Origin of the sequence: Pseudomonas sp. CP4 (genome assembly GCF_047758505.1) — a bacterium.
GTDB classification, from domain to species: domain Bacteria; phylum Pseudomonadota; class Gammaproteobacteria; order Pseudomonadales; family Pseudomonadaceae; genus Aquipseudomonas; species Aquipseudomonas fluorescens_AO.
Genome location: NZ_CP180489.1, coordinates 2,946,561 through 2,969,016 on the forward strand (window position 1 = coordinate 2,946,561; position 22,456 = coordinate 2,969,016).

Below are 22,456 nucleotides of genomic sequence, written 5' to 3' on the forward strand. Positions count from 1 at the left end.
CCCTTCAAAGCTTTGCATCCTGTGAAATAGCCGATCGCCTGCAGAGCCCCACGGCCAGCCTGGGCTGCAGGTTTGTTAGTACTACATCCGCATTTGCACAAAAAAAGGACACAAGGCCCGTTGGCGGGAGGGGGATAAGTGCTTTTTGAGATGTTTTTTACGCGCGGCGGGAGTTTTACGGCTCAATCGGTCGACCGGCTCGATGAATCCCACTCCGTCAGTCGCCGCGCAGATGTGGAGCGCTTTGCCTGCCGATATACTGTTTGCATATACAGTATATCGACAAGGTAGGTATATCCGATGAATAGAGAATCTGCTGAAGCCATAGCTCCGGAGCCACACGGAGTTGCGCAATGGCGGGTGATGCTGCGCGATGAAGTGGCGCTGCTTGCGATGCCCGGCGCCCACCACAAAGCATTGCTCAAGCAAGCGCATGCCCTGCACCAGGGCCGTTTCATTGATGCTGACGAACTGAGTGATTTGCTTGAGTTAGCGGACGCGGCATTGGCCTATGCGGTGGAATCGCTACTAGACCTCGACGCCGACGATTAGGGGGGCAGCATGCAAGTACTGGTCACGCCTATGCGCCTACGTGGTGTCGCCCTAGATCCGAAGGAGCGGCGCCGCTATCGCGCGATCCGGGGTAATGTCATGGTCAACTCCACTAACTGCCATGAATTAGGCCGGGCAGCAAATGTAGCCCGCGTTGACATAGGAATGCCACTCGATCCAGATCCCCTGCCCCCCCTGCTCGACGCTACCCTAGCAGGGATGGCAGTAACCGGTTTCGTGTTGAGTGGAATTGAGTACATCGACGGCTGCGCCTATGCGCAATCTTGGTGGTGCCGACTGGAATAACGCAGACTTAAGGAAATGGGGGCAATGCCCCCAACTTCATTCTTCTTCAGCTTGCCATTCCGCGATACCCGCGATATGGCAAAGGAGCGAAAATGCTTTGAGGCTATTTATCTCACTGGCGTAGTGGATATCGATGCCATGTAAGGTGGTGTTCCTGTTTAGGCCGGTATAAGAATTGTCAATCCGGAGTTTTTGCCCCCAACCAATTGGAAGATCTCCGCTCAGTTGCGCCCAAATTGCATCGTCCGAAAGGTTTAGCCAGTGTTCCCCAGTGGGTATTAGCGCTCTTTGCTGTCTGGCGTATTTTGTTATGGGCGATTTTCTTTCGCTGAATAATTCGCTGAAAGTTATATCCCGCAGTATCCCCTCGGCTTGGGAAAAAAATACCGGAACAGATAGCGCATACTCTCCCCTTTCATGTGCAGCGCCGGCAGGAGCAATTGCAAACGCTCTTGCGGGAAACATAGATACAACTTTGTTGAGTAAGTAAGGAAAAAGCTCTCTGTATTTTTCCGCATAGGCCGCTTCTATCACCTCTTGGCGTTTGTCAGCCTCTACACCGTCAGTTACAAAGGATAATTCCTCGTAGGATCGAAAATCCATCAATACGCTCGCAAACCAGCTGTATGATGCGGCTTCCGCAAGATTGGATGAAAGTGCTGGATATTTCTCGGCGCGTATCTCATTGGCGCGCTTCATATGGCTGAAGGTTTCAGTTAAAAAAGACATTCCGCTTAAATCGGGGGGGAGGAATTGCTGGCTAATTTTGCTGATCTTATCTTGAAAATCTTTGATGGAATCGGACAGTGCTTCCAACGCTGGAATTCTAAACTGCGAATAAATGGAGTACTCTTTTTTTGATTTTTCAAGCACTTCGAAGGCTAACTCTTCTTCAGGGCTTTTGAGGGACTGTAGTTCCTTCGAGTCTTTTTCCATATTTTCCAGCTCCGTTCAGGTTTCCACGGAAACCAAAGTTACTTGTCACATTGTTATAGCTTTAAGATTGGTGAAAAGCAAAGCTGAATGTTTTGCACCGGCGGTGAAGGCTGCTGCGTCTGCTGGCGAAGGCGAAGGGCCGGGCAAATGTGTATGGGCGGCTAATTGCGCATTCATCTTCTCGACAATCTCTAGCAAATCGCACAACACTTTCAAAACATTGAGATCGGTGGAGCCTAGCCACGTTTTGGGCGACTCAAAGCGTTGACTTCTTCCCGAAACACTCCTTTTCAAACCTTCAATCCGTTCCTGCATATCGCCGCCCACCGTGGCGTTGTGCTTTTGCCCCACAACCAGATTCAGATCCCGGCCGGTTGCCTGGTGCAGATCATCCACTGCCGCCAGACTCGCGGTTCCGCCCGACAGAAGTTTGAGCGCGCCCAGGGCTTCGATCTTCTTGATGCCACCCACTGACTCAGTCGAATGATCGTCCACTGTCCTGGTGTGATTCTGGAAGGCCTCGGTGTTGTCCAGGGCTTCAACTTCGCGCTCGATCGCCTTGTCCTGGATCTTCCCATCCGTCTGACGAAACCAGTTGCCATCGGCGTCGACGCGCTGCTGACAGGCTTCGCTGTGTTGCCATACCTGATCACCTTTTGGTACGCGCGGCAGGCTCAGACCGTGTGGCAGGATCTGCGTGATGAACGGCTTGTGTGGCAGGCCGTAGGCGAAGCTGATCACGACGGTGGTGCCCTCTTCCGGAAAGCCAAACATGCCAGCTTCTTGTCCACCCATCGGCGCCGGCAATGGCAGGCCGGTGAGAATCGGCAGATCCGGGTCGGGCTCGCCATCGGCGAGCAGCACTTCGACATCGACGCCGAAGCGCGGCCGGAAGTCGTCACACAGCCCGGGCGCGGCCGGCGCATCCGGTACCGCGACCACGCGGCCAAAACGCGGCAGGTGGTAGCCACCGCTCAGCTCGGGAAATTGGCGCGCTACGCTGCGCTTTATTGCGTCGTCCATTTGATCGCCATTTGATTGCCGGCAAGGGTCACGCTGGTGACCCGCTCGCCCTGGTTGATGGTTGCACCTGGTCGAAGCCCTGGAAGGGGCGCGATCATCGCGCTCTGATTGCCTTGGTAGCCGTCGAAGAGTTCGACGGGCAGTTGCAGCGCAGCGCGGGTCCCGAAAAAGCTGTCGGCCCAACTGCCCACAAACACTTCGCCGTCTCCCTGCTGCTGCCAGATGAAGTCCGGAACGTTGAACACGCTGGCCAGGCTATCCATGGCCAGATAGCCCGCTGCCAGGCTGTAGAAATACGGTGCCTTGACCTTGGCATAAGCCGCGTCCGGAACTCGAAAGCCCAGCCCGGTTTTGTCGCTGATCTCGGCCAACACCGCCTGCAGGTCGACGTGACGCAGATTCAGCGGCATAGGGTTGGCCAAGATCGCGGACAGCTCCCGACAGGCCACCAATTGCTGCGTGCTGTTGGCGGCCGTGGATCGCTCAACGTAGCCAAGAAAATGCCGCTGCAGCGTGCGCTCGTTGTAGCCGATATCCAGTGTCACCAGCCCTGTCAGCGGCGCGCCCGCGTTGACCGTGAACGTCGCTCGGCCGGGGCTTTTGATGTCCAGACGTACTTCGTCTTTGATCAACGGGTAAACTTGGCCAGCGATCGTCAGAACCTTATGCAGCTTCATGCTTGCGGCGCCAGGTAGTCATCGAGCTTCTTAAGCGTCTTTTCAAAACCACTCAGCTCCTGATCGGAACCGGCGGCATTGGCCGACCCTCCCACCGCCTGGCCAGGCGCTGACTGTGCGCTTACACCATTGGCGGCACGGCGTTGCTCCACCTTTTCCGGGTTAGAAGCCTTCTCTGACAACGTGAACTGGACCAACCAGGCGGCTTGCGTGTCGGCCTCACGAGCACTTACGCCGTCCGAGAACTGCACCTCGCGAATGCCAAACGCGGCGGCGGTGTCATTCACGATGCGGTACATCTTGAGCTGGCCACCGCCGGCAGTCGCTTCCGCAAGGCGCATGAGCGTGCGCAACTGCGCGCTATCGACAAAGGGGATCATCAGCGTCACGGCCAAGGTCTTCGGTTTGAAACCCTTGTGTGCGGTGTCGGTGTTACTGGTTTGCCCTGACATGTCATCGGCTTCGATACGAAGATTGGCTGTGATCTTGAGGTTCTTGCCCATGACCTGCTCGCCGTCGAGTAATAGCGTCATAGGCCGACCAGCTCCCGGACAAAGCTCAAGCCTTCCAGCGAACCAACCAGCAACACACCTGCAGACAGCACCCATTCGTGCCCTGGGGCTTCGCCCTCGAGGAGCGATCGACGCAGCTCGTTGACGTCACCTGGACCAACGAGCCGCGCACGCATGCTGCTGTCGGCAGATCCGCCGGCAAGCAATGCTTTCAGAGCATCCAGTTGCTCGTCGCGGCCTTGCTGCTGAGCAGCCTTGCGCGTGGCCAGCGCTGCCAAGTCACTCATTGGCGAGCTGTCGGCCGCATAGCTCTCCAGAACTGCCAACTGACCGGACATCGTCTGCTTCGCCGCCTTCAACAACGTGCAGCGCTCGAGCGGCAGCGATCGCCAGAGCGGCAAAGGGCCGGAACTGGGAATGTCCCATTTCTCAGTTTCCAAGGTCGCCAAGTGCCCGGCCCGACGTTCGGCGCGCACCAGGTCGGGAATGGGCATCAGCGTATTGAAGCGAGAAAGCGTCGCTGCCAACTGGGCAAAGCTCGTGCTGACAAACATCAGTGAAAGCGCGTACTGCTGTCCGGATGGACGCCCGACGTCAGAACCATCAATCAGTTTGCCCGCCAGCTGCTGCAGCAGGTTCGGTGCAGACAGAAAGCGCTGGTTGCCGCGTCCTTGACCAATACCGCTTTGAAACGGTGTCACCACCAGGCACGCGGGCGCCTCTCCCATTTGCTCGGCCAATGCAGCGCGGCCGGCTGCAATGGCATTTTTTGCAGCACCGCCGACCGGGCCCGGGTTGGTGCTGGCCATGCCGTCGAGACTCGCCAGACGTTGCGCCGTGCTGGCCAGCTCGGCGCCGGCCAGATCCTTCGCGGCGGTAAGCTCGCCCATCCATTGCGTGGCTTGCTCGGGCCAGCGCATCGTCACCGGCGACCATGTCATAGCCCGGGTTCCTCCCAGGTCACAGCTTCAATGGTCGCGGTATCGCCAGCGGCCAATGCTTGGTCAAGGCGAGCTTTCAGCGTGTTCGCCTGCTGCAGTCGAGAGAGTCGGAACTGGTTAAAGTCATTGCCCAATTGCCGTACCTGAGCGGCGCTGTGCTGCTGGAATTCTTTTGTGCCGGCGGCACCTCGGCAGGGGTAAACGCTGCCGCCCTCGCCCTGCATCACGCTGATGAGATACAGCTGATCATCAATCGCGCTGTCGTACTGATGTGCCGTCCCCAAGGCCGAGGAGGTGAAACCGCCAGTGATGCTCAGCTCACACGCCCGGTTGATTTCGGCGGTTTTGCGAGCATGAAGATAAGCGGCGCTCTGTACCCATTTCCCGTCTTGCCAGTGGTGTGCCGGTGACGGCTTGGGAGTGTCTGCCAGCCCTTCAGGCAGCGGACCAAGTGCCGTGTGTTGCACCTGACCGCCATCGTCAGTCCGATAGACCAGTCCCCTGTGGTCAGCCATCTGCACGACTGCACCGTCGATCAGAGCCCATACAAAGCCTTCGGCTGGCTCTTTCAGTTCAGCAGGTAACTCGATGGCATTGCTTGGCATCTGCATCCCCAAGCCCGGGATCTCCGCCAGAACAGCAGGTCCCTCAAGGGCTCCAGCGATGTCATAAAGGTAAATAGCTCCCACGTCGGACTCCTTCAAATGAGTTTGATACGGCCGGGATAGGCAATGTTGGTCGGCCGGGTTTCGTTCGAGGTTCGAACGACTCGCGAGGCATCAAAGGTAAAAATATCGGTGCCATAACTGGTCGGCCCCGTCCAATAACCACTGCCAGAAGTGCCGACGGCGAACGCGCCGTAGCCGGTTTGTAGCGACGTGCCGGTCTCGGCGATGCCACCGGTGATGTTTTGCATGGTGTCGACCTGAGAGGAACCAGGTGGACGCCCGTAGTCCATCCCTTTGGCTTCGTCGAGCACTCGAATGAACTGCGCACGCGCCTCAGGACCACGAAAAGTAGAGACCCCGTCCCCCGTCGTCCATCCGCCTTCGTAGCCATACCGATTCGCTTCAAGCGACAACAAACTCGAGAGCGCAGCGTGGTCCCATAACCAAGGCCACTCGGCACGGTTGAACAACCCGCCGTTGAGGGGTCCATAGCCCCCAGGCATAAATAATGTGGTTGACTCGAATACAACACGTCCCAAGGTGGTCGGATCGTGCCGGCCTACCGGCCACCAATAACCCGCGCCGTCACTGCGCAAATGCCACCAGTCGCCGCCGCCCATCAGCACCAGGAAGCGATAGCCCTCAGGATTCAGATGAGTGTGGAATTTGATGCGGTTGTTTCCGGAGGCCTGGACCACAACGCGGTTGCCGGAGTTGTCAGCCCGACGCACGATAAAATCGACGACACCCAATTCAGCATTCGAAACAGGCAGTGTGATCGTTCTGGCATCGGCGCCGGCGTCCACGATGACCAGCCCACGCTCGGCAGCGGTCAACACTCTGTTGGCCGCCGTGTGGGTCACTTGCACGCAGATCGACTTCCACAACCGCGCGACAGCCTTGGAGGTGGCCAAGCTTTCGCTGTCATCCAGTACCAGGCTGTCGCTTTTCGCGTTGGGCAGGCTGCCCAGGTCCACGTCGTCTTTGGTGGTCGCTCTGGCGCGCAAATCCGGATAGTCACCGACACGCGCCGCGAAGTGAGTCACCAGCGGGCCGGTGATCGGCTCCACAGGGCGACGATCAATCACGGAATTGGTATTTGGCAGATCTGCAATCGGAACGCAGTAATGCCGAACGCCGGCGCTGTCGGTGTAATCAGCCCGACTTTCACCGAACACGACAGAACATTGCGCGATGACGTCGCTCAGTTCTCGCTGCAGCGCGATGTCCAGCCAGACCGTAGTCGGGAACCCCGGAGGCACGATCGGCGTAGCACCTGATCGGACCAGACGGATACCTTCAATGTACGCGCCGCCGGGTTTGAGCTGATAGGTGCCGCCGACTTTCTCCACCTGCAGCGCGCTTCCGAAGAAACACGCACGACCGAAGGTATCGCGATTGCTCAGCCGCTCACGCTCATCGATGCCGACCAGGCGCACAGTGAAGTCGTGCTGCCAGGTGCTGGCATCGATGGTGATCCCGGTCAGCGCTTGGGCGCCGTCGAACGCGACGAGAAAGTTACGGGTGAGGTTGTTGCCGATCTGCAACGGCGGAATGTTGCGGCGCTTGATCTGCAGCGGCACGTAGGACACCGCGAACAGCACACCTTCGTCTGTTTCAAGGCCGATCCAGTTGAAATCCCAGTCGCCGACGTCAGACCCGATCTGCGAGCTGTAGACGACCTGGTTCGGATTCACATAGCCGGCATGCTCCTTCGGGATGTCGTAGGCATAGACGATCTGGTTCGCCACCGGCTTGGGGGCAGCGCGGTCGACAGGACCGTTAACGTCCAGATTCGGGACATGGGCGTAGATGAACCGCACAACCTTTAGCGGTTGCAACGCCGCATGTTTCTGCGCGATCAGGCTTTCGCCGGCAAGGGTAATACTGGCTCCCATTGAGGGCGCTCCTAAAGGCTGGCGACCAGGGTCTGCTGGTCATCGTTGAAATCGACCAGGGCGATACCGAACGGCACCGGCGTAATGGTCACGAAGTCGTAACGGCGGCAGGTGCGGCCGTACTGTTGAATCAGCACCCGAAGCAACTCGGGGTTTTGCGACAGTTGGGTGTCGGAGAATCGCAGCAGCACCACGTCCCAATCCCGATCGGGCATGCGCTCCTCGATCTCGACATAACCGACGCCGAGGCGCTGCAGGATGCGTTTCATGCCGGCGGTGCTGCCGGCGTCCACGGCATTGATAAAGGCGTATTTCACGCGCAAGCGGTAAAGCGCCTCTGGCTCCCCCTTGAAGCGGGTGATGTCGCGCTGCCAAGCGAGCAGGTCGAGCATGGTCAGATGGCAGGTGTCAGCATCCATCTGCATCAACGGCCAGTGCAGCCAGCCCTCGACCTTTTCCCACCAGCTCTGGGCCGCGTTCTTGAGCTTGGTCAACTCGGTACCGGCCAGCCAGAATTTCAGATCGAGCTTAATCATTGCTCAGCACCTGCAGGCTCTGGATCCGAGGGATGTTCAGCTCTGAAATGATGTCGTCATTATCGAAGTGCAACGACTCAATGCCAGGGAACTGCTGGTGCAGTTCTTCTCCCAGACGACTGAAGGAAAATCGCGACTGTGGATAAGTCAGAGTCGGCTGGTAATCGCCGGTCGTGCTCTCGCGAAACGCAGCACGAATGAACAGTGCAGTTTCCTCGCGCAGGGTTTCACGCTGGGCGACGGTCAAGGTCGAGCGCGGCCAGAGCGTGATACGCACGTCGTGCTGCGTTTCGGGCATGACCATCACCAGCAGATCGTCACCGTGGCCATGGTTGCCCAGGTCGCGAATGTGAGCATTGATCTGAGCCAGATAGGTCGCCGCCGGCACGTCCGCATCGAACAACACAAATGCATTCGCGCTGCCGGGGCCACGCGGGGCGCCGTGTTCGAAATAGACGCCGTCCGGCCGCACGCCCGGGAAGGCGGAAATCATCGCTCGATACACTGCATCGGTGTGCCATTGGTTGACCGCTGAAAACTGGTTGCGCACGCGCAGGCGCAGCTCGTCGTTGGGTTCTTTGTCCGCGCCTGGCGTCGTCAGCCAGCCGTCAGCGTTGACGACCTGGGCAATACCTGGAATCGGGACCGGCAACACGGCGTAATACCCAGGTGCCAGATTGAAACCACTGCCGACGTCCACCGCTTCGACCGGGATTAGCAGCTGCATCATTCCGTCAGTGAAGGTGCCGACCGCCGTGGTGATCAGTTGATACACATGACCATTGATCGCGGCCGACTGCACAACGGTGCCTTTTGCGACCTCGAGGGCGCCGCCCGGCGCTACGCGAGTGAACAGCAAAAAACCCGTGGCCTTGCTCGCACCCTTGCGCTCGACGTTCACGCCCCAAGCCAGCATATCGAGCCAAGCATCGACGGCGGTTTTCACAAAGAAGTTCGGCAGAACCGTGGCGATCAGAAAGTCCAGGATCCAGATCACCGGCTTGGTCACCAGGGCGGTGACCACGCGCCAAAACGGGGACCAGGTACTGGTGTTGCTCAGTTTGCTGCCCTGGGCGACTACCTCAGCCTCCCACGCTCGGCGTAGGCCATCCTCCGTAGTCGGAATGCCGGCGTCTGCCAACGCTTTTTTGAAATCTACGTCGCTCACAGCGTTACCTCGATCGTGCCGAACTTCAGGGTGGTAGCCGTTACCAGGAACTGCCCTGGCTCCAGCTGGGTGATCAGCGCGGTACCGGGTACCAGGCGTTCGTCCGCTTCCACCAACAGCTCCAACTGCTGAATGCAATCGCGCTGTCTAAGCCGATCGCGCTCGGCGACCAACGTCACCAGCAAGCCGCTGTCGCGGATCATGTGCGCGATGTCCTGGGCGATGCTGGCTCGGTCATCGATCAGTTGCGGCTGGCGGGAGAGATCCAGAACCAGGTCGTTGTCGTGGATCAGCAGGTCGATGTATTCGCTCATCCCGGTACCGCCATGCTCATCATGTTTTCCAGCTCCAGCGGGGTCATCGCTTTGGCAGTGTTGATGTTCAGCGTCTCCACATGAGTGCCCTTGTTCTGGCTGCTGCTGTTGTTGTTCTGAATGCTGGTCAGCAACCCACCGGGCGGCACGGCATTGGGCCGCACCGGCGACATGCTTGGGATGGCCGCGTTAATTGTCTGCTGGGCTTTCTGTGCTGCTGCGGACGCGTCCGCGTTGTTGACGCCGATATCGGTACCCGGCACCTCCGGCATGGCGCCGAACTTTGTCTCGATGTCGACGCCTGGGATCTTGTTCAGCATCTCGATCAGGCTGTTGATCGCCTTGTGAAAGATCGCGACGATGCCGTCCCACGCGGCCTTGGCCATGCCGCTCCAGCCGCCCATCGAGGCAAACCACTCGGACAGCGCGGTGAGCTGGTCGCTGACCCATTTGAACGCTTCGCTGTTCATCAGCGCGGCCGTCCACTCGTCCCAATACACAACGGCGGCGACCACAGCCGCGATCAGGGCCATGACGCCAATGACGAGCCACACGACCGGGTTGGCCAACATGGCCGCGTTGACGAGCCAGATCGCGCCTTGCCACAGCATCATCGCGCCGCGAATCAAAGCCATCGTGGTGTAAAGGATGGTGAGGCCGGCGACATACAGCGCGATGACCGCCACCTGCAGGAGGAAGCCGCCCACGGCTCGAAGATTGAGCAGTTGCACCACTTTCCACACGGTGACCATGGCGAGCCACGCCATACGGCAGGCACCGACGGCAAAGGTCAGCAATGACATGGCAGCGATGAGCGCCAGAATCGTCAGTGACACAATGCCGATCACGCGGGTGATATTCGGGAACATCTGAGTCCAGCGGGTCATGGTGCCGGCAATGCCCGAAAGCTTGGCCATCAGCGGCGTCAGGATCGGGATCAGCGCCTGACCGAAAGCAATGCGCAACGCTTCGACCGCTGCCGCAAATTGTTGCCACGGGTCCACCATGGCTTTGGCCATGTTCTCGGCGTCCTCGAGGCCGCGCACCTTGCCCAGCTTATCCATGCCGTTGCGCAGGCGATCGGTGTCCTTGGCCAAAGACGTGATGACCTGCGCGCCCTCACCGCCAAACGCCTCCATCAGTTTGGTGTTGGCCGACGCACTGGTCAGATCGCCGAGCTTGCCCTGCAGCTTTTCCATGATCTGCAGCATGGGCAACGCCTTGCCGTTGGAGTCGGTGAACTTCATTCCCATTTTTTCGGAGGCGGCGCCCAGGTTCTCGAAGAACGCCTTGTAACGGCCGCCGGCATCGCCGCCTTCCATGGTGCTGCTCAGCGAGCCAATCACCGCGAACTGCTCGGCGATGTCCACGCCGGCGGCGGTAGCGATCGAGCCGACTTCCTTGAAGGCGTCCTTGAGCTGGGCGCCATCGGTTCGGAACAGCTGCACCGCCAACGCGGTCTGGCCGCCAAGCTTTTCAACCCATTCACCTTTGCCCATGGCATCGGCCTGGCCTTTGAACAGGTTGTACATCGTGCCCACGTAGGCACCCATCGTCTCGGCGTCGGATTTGGTCGCCTTGGCCAGCAGGTTGCTGGTGTTGGTGAAGGTGGCCAACTGGCTGCCAGTCAGGCCCTTGATAGCGCCCTCGATGGTGTACGCCGATGAGACAAAGTCCCGGGCGTTCTCGCCATAGTTCACCGAGAAATCCAGGGCCTTCTGATTCAGAGATGTCAGCGCGTCCTCGGCCACGCCCAAGGATTTGACCTCGCCCAGGGCGCGGTTCATTTCCAGCGCTGGCTGCAGCGATTCGTTGATACCGACGAAAGCGCCCGTCACACCGGCCAAGCCCATGCCCATCGTTTTGATGTTCTTTTCGCTTTGGTCGGTTAGTTCGGAAAAGCCCATCTTCACCTTGCCCAGTGGTGCGGTGACCTTGTCGGTCAGGGCCAGGATGAAGTCCAGGCGGGCGCTACGGTCGGCCATGTGTGTCCTATCCGTTCAGCGCATGGGCAATGCCGTTGGCCACGGCAAATTCCATGCGCTTCCAATGTTCGTCTTCCAGCCACTTGGCCGTGCCCATGTTTTCGATGCTGGGCTCGGCACCAGGTAGCCAACGGTTGGTCAGGGCCATCAACTGGCCCAGACCGTCCTCGGTCAGGCGGTCAGCGTGCTCAAGGGCTTTTTTACGATGATCTCGACGTCAGGGGCGTACTCCTCGAGGAGCGCGCCGGCGATCTGCATCGTCATCACCGGGTTGGCCATCAGCTCGCGCAGTTCAGCCTTCTGCGCCGGCAGCACGGTGCTGCTCAGCAGGTTGAAAGACGGCGCCACCTTGTTGTTGGCGGTCATGGCGTTGAAATACTTGGTGACGTCCTGGGGCGAGAGGGTGAAAGCGAATTCTTTGTCGCCGACTTCCAGGGTGATGTCGCGGGATTGCATCTGGCTCATGTTCGTGTCCGTTGTAGTGGTGGGTTGAAGGGGTGAATCAAGTCAGCGCAGGCACACCTGGCCGACGTAGTCCTGCAGGCCCAGGATCATTTGCTTGCTGAGGGCAAGCTGATCTCTGAGGGCGAAATAATCCGATCGAGCGTCTGCTGCGAGTTCGGCGGCGCCTGCATCAGCCACGCCGCCGGCGCCGGTGGCGTTTGGCGTGTTGGTGCTGCAGGTGGCGTTGAAGAGCAACCGCCGACGGCCATCGGCAACATCAAGGCGCAGAGTGTCGATTTGAGCGCGTGCATCGGTCAGTTCCTTAGTGCGGTGACGGTCGATGCCGTCGCGCGCGGCGATCATTTCGCCGCTGATTCGGGCGGCTTCCCGCAGACCGCTGGCTTCGTACTCGGCGGCGTCGCGTTCCGCGCGGGCGGTGTCGCGCTGGCCTTCGAGGATCTGGAAGCCCACGAATGCAGCCAGGCACACCAGCAGCGGGAACAGGATCTCGCGGAGCATCACAGGCCCTCCGCGCACATTGCCGCTTCCGCTCGCCGGCGAGCGTGCAGCCCAGGTACAAATTGCTTGCGGCCGTGGGCATCGGTGACCGACGACCAAACAGGTGTTTTGCCATCTGACGCCCAGGCCAGCGCCTTGCAGCCTTCGGCAATGCGGCCCGTATTGATCAGGCCGACAGCACGACTGGCGCAGGTGCTGGGCACGCCGAAGTTGTGGCTGTGGCTGCTCAAGGCGTCGAAGGTCGATTGTCCGACCGCCGGATTGCTCAGGCAGTCAGCCAGAGCCAGCTGGCCCATCTCGACCACCAGCTGCTCCACCTCGGCGCAACGTACCGACGACCAGTAGTCACCTACGACCAGCGGGTAAGGGCTGGTGTAACGAGTGATGCCCTTGCAGACGGTCGGCAGACCTCGGGCCAGTTTGTCGGCGTAGACAACGTTCTGACCGTTGCCTTCCCACTTGCCGAGGAATGCAAGCAGGGGCGCGCTGGCCAGCACAAGCGCGCCGGCGGCGATCTTGTTGCGCAGGCTCATGGGAACAGGATCCGCAGGAGAGCAGGACCGACCATCTGCGCAACTACGCCCAGTACGGTCAGCACAGCGAGCATCCGGGTGACCTTGATACCGATGTCGGACACGGTCGCGGTCAGCTCACGCTGGCCGTCGTTCAAATCCGAGAGCTGGACGGCCATGTGTTCAAACTCGCCCTCCAACCGCGTGACACGCGTCGGCACAGTTTCATGGCGCTCCTCGAGGTCACCTACACGGTGCTCAAGCACGGCGAAGCGACTTTCCAAACTGGTTTTGGGCTTGGCGCGAAGGGTCATCGGCGCTGTCCTTGTTCGGCGAGGGATTGGCACGGCACACAGCGGGTCATGCCGCCCAGCGCTTGGCGTTTTTCCGGGATTGGTTGGTCGCAGTCTTCACAGTGGGTCAGGCTGGGCCCGATCGGCCGCGTGCGGGCCAGCTGGGCGGCGATCGCCTGTTCGCGCTGGCGTTGCTCCAGGGCTTGGGCGCGGTCGAACGGGCAAACCATCAGCGCAGACCCTCGATCTCGGCCGCAGCCAGGTATGGAACGCCGTTGACGCGGATGAAGTCTGGACTGGTGACCTCGAACGGCACCTTGTGCTTGGACTTCTCGCCGCCTTTCGGGTCGACACTGAGCAGGCTGGACACCTTCAACTTGCAGCCGAAGGCCTCGATGCGCAGCTCTTCCTCGCCGGCCTTGGCGAAGAACACCGAGTCGAAAGGCTCCAGCTGCCGGAAGCTGCCCGCAGAGCGTGCAGCCTCGATCAGCAGGTTGAAGTTGCTGGTGTCGAATTCGAACTCGCCGCTGGCTGCCACGTCGCCATCGACGTGGCCATTCGGGACGCCACGGGTTTGCGCCACGGCGGTGTTGTCGGTGATATCCAGGGTGCAGCTTTCGACATGCACCTGCAGATCGCCGAGGTTGATGTCGAAATTTTTACCGCCAATACGGGACATAGGGGGTTACTCCGAATCGTCGCTGGAAAGATCCAGGGCAATGTTCGCGGTCAGGTCTTTCGGGCAGTTGAGCGGCCGGATCTTGATGTAGATCTCAACCTTGGTTTTGCTGGTCCAGGTCAGGACGATGTCGCCGTCTTTCGGGGACTCGATCTCACCCGGGAACACTTCGCCGGCGAAGGTTGTAGACTTGGCCATCTGGCGCAGCGGTTTCATGAACGCGCTGATCGCAGCGGCCACGCTGTTGGGCGTGTTGTTCAGCCGGCGATCACCGACACGGCGAATCAACAACGGGCGGACTTGGCGAGCCGCCTTGTCGGCCAATCGCAGGTGCTCGACCACTTGAAAGTCACTGGCCGGCGCATCGAGCATGTTGCCGTCGCCCCAGAACACGCCTGGGTAATCGGGGTAGGTTTGGGACACAGAGAAGCGAGCCTTATCCAGCTCGGCGCGGATCGCAGACGGTAGCGGCACCCCATCCTTGTCGACAGGGATCGGGCCGAGCCCCAACACAGCGCCGGAGGCCACTCGCATGGGGCTGTCGGCGATGCTCACAGCGGCGTTGGCCAGTCGACCAGCCAACACGCCCAAGTCATTGCCGTGAAGTTGCGGCACCACCAGGACACGCGGCGCCGCCAAGTCGGCCGTGATCGTCTTCTGCTCGATCAGGTATTCAGCCCACGCCTGTTGAGCGGCAATGCCGGCACTCGCCGCCATGACGAAAGCACGGCGGCCAAAGGTGTTGTTCAGCGCGATCGCCGCGTTATGCATGAGCGACAGCTGCGCGCCCTGCGTTACCGGCTTGGTGATAACCACCGCTTCCACCGAGAACCCTTTTTGCTGGGCGTTTTCCAGCGCTTCGCACCACTCACCGTCTGCTGCGATCGGAGCGGCCAGGCACGCCCAGCGATCGCCGCCATTCAAGCGCGCAGCGGTGATCTGGGTTTTCAGGTCGCTGGAGGGAATTCCCAGCGCGTTGTCCAGGTCGCTGTCAGTGTTGAGAGCGAGCACCTGACCGACGTTTTTGGCGGCGGTGCCGATGAAAAGGAAATAGCGTTCGATCTCGGTCACGGCACCTTGGCCGAGATTGAGGTTGTTAACGCTGACTTTGCCGAGTGCCATGCAGTGCCTCGCTAGCGGGGTGAATTAAGAATTTGTTGGAGCACCTGGTTCAGCAGCAAGCCGGTGTCTCGTTCAGTGCTGACGCCGATGAACTGGCGCTTGGGCAAGGTGATTTCCCAGCTCTGCGCGCCGCTGCCTTCGGCTTTTTCGTCGTCCAAGATGCGGATCAGCAGCCCCGCTTTGGCGTAGTTCACATGCTCCTGAATCCAAGCCACGGACGGCCTGGTCAGCGACTTCTTGCCCTCCTGACGAACCTTGAAACCCAGACGACGCAAACGCTTTGCCTGCTTTTCAGTCGCTGCCAGGCCATCCGGCACCTTGTTCCATCGCTTCATCTGCGCGGCGGTGCGGCGCTCACTGACGCCGTTGTGCTGCTGGGCTGCGACCCAACTGGTCAGGGCGTTCTTCCAACCCAGCACCGCTTCGTCGGGGCTCACGCGGGTGACCTGCATCAGCTTGGCCAGACCCGCCTCCATCTTTTTCTTGCCCTTGCCAGAGCCCTTGCGCGCTTCGAACGGCGACCCGTCCAGGTTCTGCTGATCGCGTACGCGTTTGCGGCTCATCGATCGCACGCGCTTGGAGACGTTGTTCAGCAATCGCCGGCGCAGCTGGGGCGGAAGACTCAGCAGCGCCAACTGCTCACGCACGCCCAGGTAACCCCGGGCATCGAGCTCGAAAGTGCTACGCCCGGCCACGGCTCGACACTTCGCCGTGTTCGGCGATCCACAGGTCAAACGGGACAAACGACCAGGTCTTGCCGTAAGCCTCGATTTCGCCTTCTGGATCCTCTGCCAGGTACTGCGGCTCGATGAACTCCAGGGCGATGTCGACGTCGGCCAGATCGCTGTCGAGCATGGTGATGTCGAACTTCGCTGCCGGCAGTTCGTCGCGATCCTGATCGTTGTTCTCCAGCCAGCTGCCGACCAGTGCCATCAGGCGCCCCGGGTGATCGGCGAAACGCTCCAGCGCGATCGTGGCGCTGTAGCGCATGTCACCCATGCGCATGCCGCCGACGTCGGGTTTCCAGATCAGCTCGAGGTTCACCTGGTCAGTCCAGCTGTCCAGCTGCTCGGGCTCGACCAGGCGGCGCTCGATCAGATGCGTCGTCAAAGCGCGGAGTTTGATCACAGGAGTGCCGCCGTGATGCGGCTACGGCCCTGCAGCGATCGAACTGCTTGCTGGCTGAACTCCAGGAACGTTTCCTTGCGCTCTGGCGCTTCCTTACCCAGGCTCTCGGCACTTTCGCGTCGAATGACCGAGGCAAACTCCGGCAGCAAGCTGGCCTTGGCACGGCAATACACGGCGCGCTTGTACGTCTCAGCTTGAAAGGTGCGCTCCGGCAGGACCGTGGTGTCTGCAGATTCAACGCGTGACACTCCAGCGGCCTGCCAGCGCGCTTTTAAACTGCCCAAGTCACGATTGACCTGGGCCATGGCCGTAGCCAGGTTGATGACCAGCATCTCTACCAGGTGCTCCGCCGGCAGGCGGTACCCCTTCTGAAACTCGGTCACGGAAAGGTCCGGCCAAAAGCCGTCGTTCTCGATCGCCTGTTCCACAAAGGTGGTGGGTTTCCCGGAAAAGCTCATTGCTGGCCACTCGAATAGGGCGGGGAGCCTGTTTTCAGTGGGACGGTCCATAAATGGGCGGCTCACTTCCACAGGTCCCCGCTGGGGGGGTAGTCGATTATTCGGAAGCCGGGTTAGCGGCCGCTTTTTTGGTCAGGGCCTTGCGGACCTTTTCGATGCGTGTGTCATTGCCCGCCTGGGCATACAGCTCGGTCGAACGCTCCAAGTGCTTCAGCGCGATCTCCAGATCGCCAGCCTCGATGGCGCGCATACCGATCAACTTGTGGTACTTGCTCGGGATCTGCTCCGTCAGGTTCCACTTGCCGTCGACCAGCGGGAGCAGGTCAGAGAGGTAGGGTTCTGGACTGCGGTTTGCCTTGTATTCGGCATAGGCCCACTCGCACACAGCGTCAGCCACGAAGGTCGGGATATCGCGACGTTTGAAGCGCTCCGGCATTTCCTGCCCTTGCTCGATCAGGAAGTCCGCCAGTTCCAGGGCGTCATCGAACTGGGCGGTGTCGAACAGCCAGACCATGACTTGCACTGCAACGCGATTGGGGAAATTCAGCCCCGACTCGCAGTAGCGCTGAACGTATTCCTGGTACTTGGGCAGCAACTCCTCGCGCTTCAGCGCCTGGCGACCGGCGAGACCGTTGATGGCACTGATGCGCGCCAAATCCTGATCCAACGCCGCTTCCTGCAGCATCAAATGCTTGCGAGCATTCGCGGGACTGCTCAGCGCGTCGGCCGGTGTGTACGCAATGACCGAGCTCGACAGAGCGGCGGCGGCAGCGGTTACACCCAAAGCCAACGTGCGACGCTTGTGCGCCAGGGCCAGGCTCACGCCACAAGCTCCACGTTCTCGGTCAGCGCGATCTTCTCCAGTTGCTCGATCACGTAACCTTCGTTGCGGCTGTTGTAGTCCTCGACGCGGGAGCGTTTCGGGTTGTCGACCGCCTGCTTGCGCCAGCTGGAGTCCTGGAAGTAGATCGACAAGTTATCCCAGCTGGTGACCAGCACGGCGTTGACCGGGAAGTTCGGCACGCTGAACGAAGGCAAACCGCCGTAGGTCGCGATGACCTGCAGGTTTTCGATTCGCTCTTTCTCGGTCGGGGTGTCGCCCTGCTTGGTGTACAGCTTGGCCTTGTCAGCGGCCAACAGGTCGGAACCGATGATCGCCACCAGGTCGCCGTCCTCGCGCAGGATCTCGTCGACCATTTGCTTGGTGTCATGCACCAGGGCATCGAGATTGGCGTAGTCGCCGCCGGCGCCGAGCGTGACCTTGCCGGCGGCAGCGCCTTCTTTGAGCACTTGCTGCGGGGCCTGCTCACGCAGTTGCTGCAGCCAGCCCTTGTTCACATCCTGCAGCTTGGGGTTCGCCGCCAAATCGGTTTGGGTTGCCGCGTGCGTCCCGTGAAAACCAATCACGATACGGTCCTGAGCGATGCGCTTTTGCACAGCACCCGAATAGCGATCCTGGAAATCCGGAAACTTCGCCCAGGCGTCGATCTTGGCGTACGGCAGACCCACATCGGACTGGGTGTCGCTCAGTTCGTAGGTGGTGTTTTCCAGCGCCGAAGCATCCTTCGCTTCGCGATCGGTCGTCTTGGTGTTGGTTCGGCCGGTCACCGGGCCGTTGACACCGATGAACACCTTCTCACCCTTGATCTCGCTGACCGGAACAACGTTGATTCGCTCCAGGAAGTCGGCCTTGGCGGTGATCGAATCGTTCAGCTCTTGCGCGATCGACGGTTCAACGCTGAAGGTCTTACTGGCGCGTTCAATGCCGTAAGTTTCCGCCATCGCTTCCTGCAGATCGGCATATTGCTTGGCGCCCTTGGCGCTCAGTGGCTGGCCCATGTCAGAGCACCCGCTTTTTGGCAGTGGTTACAGGACCGGGGTTGCGTGGCAGCTGACGGCCGGTTGGGGTGTTCTGCAGCGCGGAGAACTGCTTTTGCAGTTTTTCCAGACTGGCCAAAACAGCCTTGTTGCCGGAATTGCGACTGAGGTTCTTTTCTTCCTCAGCGGTAGCAATGATCACGTCGACAGCGCTTTGCACATCGTCGACAGGCTCCTGCTCGATCTCGGGCACTACTTCAGCGAAACCGTCGACGAGTGCCTGCAGACCAGCAGTCACGATCAACTGCTGCTCAATCAGGGCTTGAATAGCCTTGGCTGTAGCTTCATCCATTGGGGGTTTGCTCTCTGTGAGGGATGGCGGGTTTGCGGGGATTTCTTCGATACCGAAGCGCTTGAACAACCCCGTAAACGCGGTGATCAGCTTCTGCAGTTCGCCTTGCGGCTGGCTGTCACGTAGGGAACCCAACTCAACCGAGGCGGCGTAATACGCGGTCTGGTTGGTTTTTCGGGAAAAGTAGAGTTCCTGGGTGCCGAGGCTGGCTGGCTCGTCAGTGACGGCCAGACCGGTCAGGTAGGCTTTCCCGCTGCCGGCGAAATTCGGGGTGATCTCGATGCTGGTGAACAGTTTCTGGCCCTGGTCATTCAGGTACAGCAACCGATCGTTCGGCTTGAGCTGGGCTTCAAGGGCAATCTGCCCTTCTTCCAGGTCATCGCCCTCTTCCACGAGACGCACCGCGTAAACGGTGCCGTGTGAACCGCTCCAGCGTTCGTGGTCGCACCAGATCACAGCCGTGTATTTGGACGGCTTGTAGGTCTCGGCGATATCGCGCAGTTCCTGGGGAAGGATCTCGCGACCATCGGCGGTGGTGCCGCTGGTGGCGACACGTTTCCAGAATGAAACAAGGGAACGGGGCATGGGCGATGACTGCGCTCAATCGGTGGTTTGAGCCGCCAAGATATGGAGCAAAACGCCCCCTAACAAACGGTTCAATTGCGCGTTTCTCCTAGATGACGAATCTAGGTTTATCGCAGAATTTAACCCCGCGTTTTCGCTGTTTTCGCCGCATAGACTGCGGCCCATGTACTACTCGACCGAAGTTAAAGAAGCCGCCAAACGCCTGTTTCTGCGCCGCTGTAAGGCCAAGGAAATTCAGGCGCAACTCAACCTGCCCAACATCCGGATCGTCTACTACTGGATCCGCCAGGGTGGGTGGGAGGACATGCTGTCGGACGAGGAACCGCTGACCGCTGTTGGCCGGCGTATCACCTTGCTGCTGGACAAGGTCGGCAGCCTTTCCAAGGACGATCTAAACGAACTCGACCGGCTGACCGCCGTGCGTGAACGACTGCTAAAGCAAGCGGCCAAACCGGCACCGGCGGCGGCATCGATCGGAGACGATCCGGGCGGCGCCTCGGAACCTCGCCAGCGACCTCGTGGCGAACGTTCCGGGCGTGGCGAAGACAGGGGCAAGAAGAAAGAGAAGAAGGCCAAGAACGACATCAGCGGGCTGACCGAAGTCGACTTCCTGGATAAGTTCATCAGCAAAATGTACCGCTACCAGCAGGAGCTGTTCGCGGCCAAGCAGAACCCGCTGACCTGCCGGATCCGTAACATCCTCAAAAGCCGGCAGGTGGGCCTGACCTACTACTTCGCCGGCGAAGCGTTCATGGACGCGGTACTGAGCGGCGACAACCAGGTGTTCCTGTCCGCCAGCCGATCGCAATCCGAGATCTTCCGCAGCTACATCATCCAGTTCGCCAAGCAATGGTTCGACATTGAGCTGACCGGCAACCCGATCGTGCTGAGCAACGGTGCCGAACTGCGCTTTCTCAGCACCAACAGCAGCACCGCCCAGGGCTACCACGGTCACGTCTACGTCGACGAATATTTCTGGATTCGCGACTTCGAAAAACTCAGCACTGTGGCCAGCGCCATGGGCACCCACAAAAAATGGCGCAAGACCTATTTCTCGACGCCCAGCGCTGTGTCGCATCAGGCGTACCCGTTCTGGACCGGCGAAGAATTCCGCAACAGCAAGCGCGGGAAAAAAATCGGCGGCACCTGGCCGATCGAGGCGGCGTACACGCAGGGCGCGTTGTGTCCGGATGGTCAGTGGCGCAAGACGATCACCATTCAGGATGCGATCGACGGCGGCTGTGATCTGTTCGACCTCGAGCAGCTGCAGCTCGAGTACGACGAGGACAAATTCCAGCAGCTCTTTTACTGCAAGTTCATCGACAGCACGCAGAGCGCGTTCGGCCTCAAGGATCTGGAGCGCTGCTACTCCGACCTGTCGTTGTGGGAGGACTACAAGCCTGACGAGGACAGACCATTCGGCAACAGCCCGGTCTGGCTGGGTTACGACCCAAGCCGGACCCGCGACGACGCGACGTGCGTTGTCATCGCCCCGCCGCTCGAGCCTGGCGCGAAATTCAGGATCCTGGAGAAGCACAGCTGGCGTGGCCACTCGTTCACCTACCAGGCCGCTCAGGTCAAGAAGCTGACCGAGCGCTTCAACGTCCAGCACATCGGCATCGATGTCACCGGCGTGGGCTACGGCGTATTCGACCTGGTACGCGACTTCTACGCGAAAGCAACGCCGATCCATTACAGCCTCGAGGCGAAGAACGCCCTTGTGCTCAAAGCGCAGGACACGATCCAAGGCAGCCGTATTGAGTGGGATGCCGGCTGGACCGATATCGCCCAGGCGTTCCTGACCATCAAGCGCGGCACCACCAACAGCGGCCAGGTCACCTACAGCGCTTCGCGCACCGACGCGACCGGCCACGCCGACATCGCGTGGGCAGTCATGCACGCCCTGGCCAACGAACCTTTGAACACCAACAAGCGGCGTCGTAGCCGCTACGTCACGAGTGGAAACAATGCCCAAGCATCGACGCAGAAATCGCCCGGTCAACCAGCAGGCGCAACAGCAACAGCCCATGCGGGCGTTTACGTTCGGCGAACCCGAGCAGGTGCTGTCGGGCAACATCGGCGAGTACCTGGGCGTGTTTCTCAGCGACGACGGCGAGATTTACAAGCCGCCGGTGTCGCGGCCGGGTCTGGCCAAACTGTTGCGCGCCAACGCGCACCACGGCGCCATTCCCAAGTTCAAGCGCAACCTGCTGTTGCGTGAGCTGATTCCCTCGGCCGGCTGCAGCGCTCGCACGATGGGCTGTGCTGGGCTGGATTACATGGTGTTCGGCGAAGCCTTCTTCTACCGCGATACCAACGCCTTCGGCCAAGTTCTGGAGCTGCAGCACTTGGCAGCGATCAACATGCGGATCAAGGTCGACGGTGGCTTTCGGATGCTGCTGCCCGACAACAAGTTCATGGACTTCGACCAGGACGAGATCGAGCACGTCCTGGACTACGACGTGGAACAGAACATCTACGGTGTGCCGGACTATCTCGGCGGCATGCAGGCGCTGCTGCTCAACGAAGCTGCCACTCTGTTTCGCCGGCGCTACTACAGCAACGGGGCACACGCCGGTTACATCTTCTACACCAACGACCCAGATCTGACCGAGGAGGACGAGGACAATCTGCGCGCGCAGATCAGCTCCAGCAAGGGCGTGGGCAACTTCCGATCGATGTTCGTCAACATTCCCAACGGCAAAGAGAACGCGATTCAGATCATCCCTGTGGGGGATTTTCAGGCCAAAGACGAGCTGGAAAAAGTGAAGAACATCACCCGCAATGACGTGATCGCTGCCTGGCGTATGAACCCCGCGCTTGCCGGCATCATTCCGGAAAACAGCGGTGGTTTTGGCGACATCGAAAAGATTGACCGGGTTTACACCAGCAACGAGATCCGGCCGATCTGTCAGCTGTTCAATCAGGTCAACGAAACTTTACGACCAGATAGGCGAATCAACTGGCGAGAAGCAATCGAGCCAGTTGATTCTCCCGCATCCGTTGCCTAGCTAAGAGATTGCCACTACA

The 22,456-nt window shown here is 59.9% G+C and carries 29 protein-coding genes; 4 read left to right on the forward strand and 25 right to left on the reverse strand.

What is annotated here, in order from left to right; genetic code table 11:
* Nucleotides 1–300 precede the first annotated feature (300 nt).
* Both ACMYUN_RS13055 and ACMYUN_RS13060 read left to right on the forward strand, forming a co-directional pair.
* Nucleotides 301–552, forward strand: a complete 252-nt coding sequence (locus ACMYUN_RS13055) for a hypothetical protein (protein ID WP_415763910.1) — start codon at nt 301–303, stop codon at nt 550–552.
* Nucleotides 553–561: 9 nt separating this feature from the next.
* Nucleotides 562–858, forward strand: coding sequence for a hypothetical protein (locus ACMYUN_RS13060; protein WP_415763911.1), 297 nt, complete (start codon nt 562–564; stop codon nt 856–858).
* 36 nt (nt 859–894) lie between these two features.
* Here ACMYUN_RS13060 and ACMYUN_RS13065 read toward each other — a convergent pair whose 3' ends face one another.
* The 25 genes from ACMYUN_RS13065 to ACMYUN_RS13185 all read right to left on the reverse strand — a co-directional run bounded on the left by ACMYUN_RS13065 (nt 895) and on the right by ACMYUN_RS13185 (nt 19,426).
* Entirely contained in the window at nt 895–1,794 is a 900-nt protein-coding gene (locus ACMYUN_RS13065) for a hypothetical protein (protein ID WP_415763912.1), read from the reverse strand.
* A gap of 45 nt (nt 1,795–1,839) precedes the next feature.
* Nucleotides 1,840–2,817: a hypothetical protein gene (locus ACMYUN_RS13070; RefSeq protein ID WP_415763913.1), complete on the reverse strand. Its 978-nt coding sequence runs from the start codon at nt 2,815–2,817 to the stop codon at nt 1,840–1,842.
* A complete protein-coding gene (locus ACMYUN_RS13075; RefSeq protein WP_415763914.1) occupies nt 2,802–3,494 on the reverse strand; it encodes a hypothetical protein in 693 nt (230 codons plus the stop codon). The genes ACMYUN_RS13070 and ACMYUN_RS13075 overlap by 16 nt, the downstream gene beginning before the upstream one ends.
* Nucleotides 3,491–4,027 carry a DNA-binding protein gene (locus ACMYUN_RS13080; protein WP_415763915.1) on the reverse strand — a complete coding sequence of 179 codons (537 nt, stop codon included), beginning with the start codon at nt 4,025–4,027 and terminating at the stop codon, nt 3,491–3,493. The genes ACMYUN_RS13075 and ACMYUN_RS13080 overlap by 4 nt, the downstream gene beginning before the upstream one ends.
* A complete protein-coding gene (locus ACMYUN_RS13085; protein WP_415763916.1) occupies nt 4,024–4,947 on the reverse strand; it encodes a hypothetical protein in 924 nt (307 codons plus the stop codon). Before ACMYUN_RS13085 ends, ACMYUN_RS13080 begins: the two co-directional genes overlap by 4 nt.
* Entirely contained in the window at nt 4,944–5,636 is a 693-nt protein-coding gene (locus tag ACMYUN_RS13090; RefSeq protein ID WP_415763917.1) for a hypothetical protein, read from the reverse strand. The genes ACMYUN_RS13085 and ACMYUN_RS13090 overlap by 4 nt, the downstream gene beginning before the upstream one ends.
* Nucleotides 5,637–5,647: 11 nt before the next feature.
* Entirely contained in the window at nt 5,648–7,513 is a 1,866-nt protein-coding gene (locus ACMYUN_RS13095; RefSeq protein ID WP_415763918.1) for a phage tail protein, read from the reverse strand.
* Nucleotides 7,514–7,524: 11 nt separating this feature from the next.
* Entirely contained in the window at nt 7,525–8,049 is a 525-nt protein-coding gene (locus tag ACMYUN_RS13100; protein WP_123462068.1) for a phage tail protein, read from the reverse strand.
* Entirely contained in the window at nt 8,042–9,217 is a 1,176-nt protein-coding gene (locus ACMYUN_RS13105; RefSeq protein ID WP_415763919.1) for a baseplate J/gp47 family protein, read from the reverse strand. The genes ACMYUN_RS13100 and ACMYUN_RS13105 overlap by 8 nt, the downstream gene beginning before the upstream one ends.
* Nucleotides 9,214–9,531, reverse strand: coding sequence for a DUF2590 family protein (locus ACMYUN_RS13110; protein ID WP_123462064.1), 318 nt, complete (start codon nt 9,529–9,531; stop codon nt 9,214–9,216). The genes ACMYUN_RS13105 and ACMYUN_RS13110 overlap by 4 nt, the downstream gene beginning before the upstream one ends.
* A complete protein-coding gene (locus ACMYUN_RS13115) occupies nt 9,528–11,516 on the reverse strand; it encodes a phage tail tape measure protein (RefSeq protein ID WP_415763920.1) in 1,989 nt (662 codons plus the stop codon). The genes ACMYUN_RS13110 and ACMYUN_RS13115 overlap by 4 nt, the downstream gene beginning before the upstream one ends.
* A gap of 7 nt (nt 11,517–11,523) precedes the next feature.
* Nucleotides 11,524–11,664, reverse strand: coding sequence for a DUF6890 family protein (locus ACMYUN_RS13120; protein WP_018929247.1), 141 nt, complete (start codon nt 11,662–11,664; stop codon nt 11,524–11,526).
* A gap of 23 nt (nt 11,665–11,687) precedes the next feature.
* A complete protein-coding gene (locus tag ACMYUN_RS13125) occupies nt 11,688–11,981 on the reverse strand; it encodes a putative phage tail assembly chaperone (RefSeq protein ID WP_415763921.1) in 294 nt (97 codons plus the stop codon).
* Between the two features lie 42 nt (nt 11,982–12,023).
* Complete coding sequence (locus ACMYUN_RS13130) at nt 12,024–12,479, reverse strand: lysis system i-spanin subunit Rz (protein ID WP_415763922.1); 456 nt, start codon at nt 12,477–12,479, stop codon at nt 12,024–12,026.
* Complete coding sequence (locus ACMYUN_RS13135) at nt 12,479–13,012, reverse strand: lysozyme (RefSeq protein ID WP_415763923.1); 534 nt, start codon at nt 13,010–13,012, stop codon at nt 12,479–12,481. The genes ACMYUN_RS13130 and ACMYUN_RS13135 overlap by 1 nt, the downstream gene beginning before the upstream one ends.
* Complete coding sequence (locus tag ACMYUN_RS13140; protein WP_415763924.1) at nt 13,009–13,305, reverse strand: hypothetical protein; 297 nt, start codon at nt 13,303–13,305, stop codon at nt 13,009–13,011. Before ACMYUN_RS13140 ends, ACMYUN_RS13135 begins: the two co-directional genes overlap by 4 nt.
* On the reverse strand, nt 13,302–13,514 hold the full coding sequence (locus ACMYUN_RS13145; protein WP_415763925.1) for a TraR/DksA family transcriptional regulator: 213 nt from the start codon (nt 13,512–13,514) through the stop codon (nt 13,302–13,304). Before ACMYUN_RS13145 ends, ACMYUN_RS13140 begins: the two co-directional genes overlap by 4 nt.
* On the reverse strand, nt 13,514–13,963 hold the full coding sequence (locus ACMYUN_RS13150; protein ID WP_105339661.1) for a DUF2597 family protein: 450 nt from the start codon (nt 13,961–13,963) through the stop codon (nt 13,514–13,516). Before ACMYUN_RS13150 ends, ACMYUN_RS13145 begins: the two co-directional genes overlap by 1 nt.
* A gap of 6 nt (nt 13,964–13,969) precedes the next feature.
* The gene (locus ACMYUN_RS13155; RefSeq protein WP_415763926.1) at nt 13,970–15,085 is read right to left on the reverse strand and encodes a DUF2586 domain-containing protein; all 1,116 of its coding nucleotides are present in this window, start codon (nt 15,083–15,085) and stop codon (nt 13,970–13,972) included.
* An 11-nt stretch (nt 15,086–15,096) separates the two neighbouring features.
* Nucleotides 15,097–15,780 carry a phage virion morphogenesis protein gene (locus tag ACMYUN_RS13160; RefSeq protein WP_052966994.1) on the reverse strand — a complete coding sequence of 228 codons (684 nt, stop codon included), beginning with the start codon at nt 15,778–15,780 and terminating at the stop codon, nt 15,097–15,099.
* Nucleotides 15,767–16,213, reverse strand: a complete 447-nt coding sequence (locus ACMYUN_RS13165) for a phage tail protein (RefSeq protein WP_415763927.1) — start codon at nt 16,211–16,213, stop codon at nt 15,767–15,769. The genes ACMYUN_RS13160 and ACMYUN_RS13165 overlap by 14 nt, the downstream gene beginning before the upstream one ends.
* Nucleotides 16,210–16,671 carry a head completion/stabilization protein gene (locus ACMYUN_RS13170; protein ID WP_415763972.1) on the reverse strand — a complete coding sequence of 154 codons (462 nt, stop codon included), beginning with the start codon at nt 16,669–16,671 and terminating at the stop codon, nt 16,210–16,212. The genes ACMYUN_RS13165 and ACMYUN_RS13170 overlap by 4 nt, the downstream gene beginning before the upstream one ends.
* Nucleotides 16,672–16,768: 97 nt before the next feature.
* A complete protein-coding gene (gene gpM / locus ACMYUN_RS13175) occupies nt 16,769–17,494 on the reverse strand; it encodes a phage terminase small subunit (protein ID WP_415763928.1) in 726 nt (241 codons plus the stop codon).
* The gene (locus ACMYUN_RS13180; protein ID WP_401202363.1) at nt 17,491–18,510 is read right to left on the reverse strand and encodes a phage major capsid protein, P2 family; all 1,020 of its coding nucleotides are present in this window, start codon (nt 18,508–18,510) and stop codon (nt 17,491–17,493) included. The genes gpM and ACMYUN_RS13180 overlap by 4 nt, the downstream gene beginning before the upstream one ends.
* Before the next feature lies 1 nt (nt 18,511).
* Nucleotides 18,512–19,426 (reverse strand): GPO family capsid scaffolding protein, encoded by a 915-nt coding sequence (locus ACMYUN_RS13185; protein ID WP_415763929.1) that lies wholly within the window; start codon nt 19,424–19,426, stop codon nt 18,512–18,514.
* Between the two features lie 163 nt (nt 19,427–19,589).
* On the opposite strand from ACMYUN_RS13185, the gene ACMYUN_RS13190 reads away from it, so the two are divergent.
* Both ACMYUN_RS13190 and ACMYUN_RS13195 read left to right on the forward strand, forming a co-directional pair.
* Complete coding sequence (locus ACMYUN_RS13190; protein WP_415763930.1) at nt 19,590–21,647, forward strand: terminase large subunit domain-containing protein; 2,058 nt, start codon at nt 19,590–19,592, stop codon at nt 21,645–21,647.
* Entirely contained in the window at nt 21,586–22,437 is an 852-nt protein-coding gene (locus ACMYUN_RS13195; protein WP_415763931.1) for a phage portal protein, read from the forward strand. Before ACMYUN_RS13190 ends, ACMYUN_RS13195 begins: the two co-directional genes overlap by 62 nt.
* Nucleotides 22,438–22,456: the final 19 nt, after the last annotated feature.

Excerpts from the sequence above, each read along its gene's own strand:
- ACMYUN_RS13055 (WP_415763910.1), top strand. The coding sequence starts at position 301 with ATGAATAGAGAATCTGCTGAAGCCATAGCTCCGGAGCCACACGGAGTT.
- ACMYUN_RS13060 (WP_415763911.1), top strand. The coding sequence starts at position 562 with ATGCAAGTACTGGTCACGCCTATGCGCCTACGTGGTGTCGCCCTAGAT.
- ACMYUN_RS13065 (WP_415763912.1), bottom strand. The coding sequence starts at position 1,794 with ATGGAAAAAGACTCGAAGGAACTACAGTCCCTCAAAAGCCCTGAAGAA.
- ACMYUN_RS13070 (WP_415763913.1), bottom strand. The coding sequence starts at position 2,817 with ATGGACGACGCAATAAAGCGCAGCGTAGCGCGCCAATTTCCCGAGCTG.
- ACMYUN_RS13075 (WP_415763914.1), bottom strand. The coding sequence starts at position 3,494 with ATGAAGCTGCATAAGGTTCTGACGATCGCTGGCCAAGTTTACCCGTTG.
- ACMYUN_RS13080 (WP_415763915.1), bottom strand. The coding sequence starts at position 4,027 with ATGACGCTATTACTCGACGGCGAGCAGGTCATGGGCAAGAACCTCAAG.
- ACMYUN_RS13085 (WP_415763916.1), bottom strand. The coding sequence starts at position 4,947 with ATGACATGGTCGCCGGTGACGATGCGCTGGCCCGAGCAAGCCACGCAA.
- ACMYUN_RS13095 (WP_415763918.1), bottom strand. The coding sequence starts at position 7,513 with ATGGGAGCCAGTATTACCCTTGCCGGCGAAAGCCTGATCGCGCAGAAA.
- ACMYUN_RS13100 (WP_123462068.1), bottom strand. The coding sequence starts at position 8,049 with ATGATTAAGCTCGATCTGAAATTCTGGCTGGCCGGTACCGAGTTGACC.
- ACMYUN_RS13110 (WP_123462064.1), bottom strand. The coding sequence starts at position 9,531 with ATGAGCGAATACATCGACCTGCTGATCCACGACAACGACCTGGTTCTG.
- ACMYUN_RS13115 (WP_415763920.1), bottom strand. The coding sequence starts at position 11,516 with ATGGCCGACCGTAGCGCCCGCCTGGACTTCATCCTGGCCCTGACCGAC.
- ACMYUN_RS13120 (WP_018929247.1), bottom strand. The coding sequence starts at position 11,664 with ATGGCCCTGACCAACCGTTGGCTACCTGGTGCCGAGCCCAGCATCGAA.
- ACMYUN_RS13125 (WP_415763921.1), bottom strand. The coding sequence starts at position 11,981 with ATGAGCCAGATGCAATCCCGCGACATCACCCTGGAAGTCGGCGACAAA.
- ACMYUN_RS13130 (WP_415763922.1), bottom strand. The coding sequence starts at position 12,479 with ATGCTCCGCGAGATCCTGTTCCCGCTGCTGGTGTGCCTGGCTGCATTC.
- ACMYUN_RS13135 (WP_415763923.1), bottom strand. The coding sequence starts at position 13,012 with ATGAGCCTGCGCAACAAGATCGCCGCCGGCGCGCTTGTGCTGGCCAGC.
- ACMYUN_RS13140 (WP_415763924.1), bottom strand. The coding sequence starts at position 13,305 with ATGACCCTTCGCGCCAAGCCCAAAACCAGTTTGGAAAGTCGCTTCGCC.
- ACMYUN_RS13145 (WP_415763925.1), bottom strand. The coding sequence starts at position 13,514 with ATGGTTTGCCCGTTCGACCGCGCCCAAGCCCTGGAGCAACGCCAGCGC.
- ACMYUN_RS13150 (WP_105339661.1), bottom strand. The coding sequence starts at position 13,963 with ATGTCCCGTATTGGCGGTAAAAATTTCGACATCAACCTCGGCGATCTG.
- ACMYUN_RS13155 (WP_415763926.1), bottom strand. The coding sequence starts at position 15,085 with ATGGCACTCGGCAAAGTCAGCGTTAACAACCTCAATCTCGGCCAAGGT.
- ACMYUN_RS13170 (WP_415763972.1), bottom strand. The coding sequence starts at position 16,671 with ATGAGCTTTTCCGGGAAACCCACCACCTTTGTGGAACAGGCGATCGAG.
- ACMYUN_RS13180 (WP_401202363.1), bottom strand. The coding sequence starts at position 18,510 with ATGGGCCAGCCACTGAGCGCCAAGGGCGCCAAGCAATATGCCGATCTG.
- ACMYUN_RS13185 (WP_415763929.1), bottom strand. The coding sequence starts at position 19,426 with ATGCCCCGTTCCCTTGTTTCATTCTGGAAACGTGTCGCCACCAGCGGC.
- ACMYUN_RS13190 (WP_415763930.1), top strand. The coding sequence starts at position 19,590 with ATGTACTACTCGACCGAAGTTAAAGAAGCCGCCAAACGCCTGTTTCTG.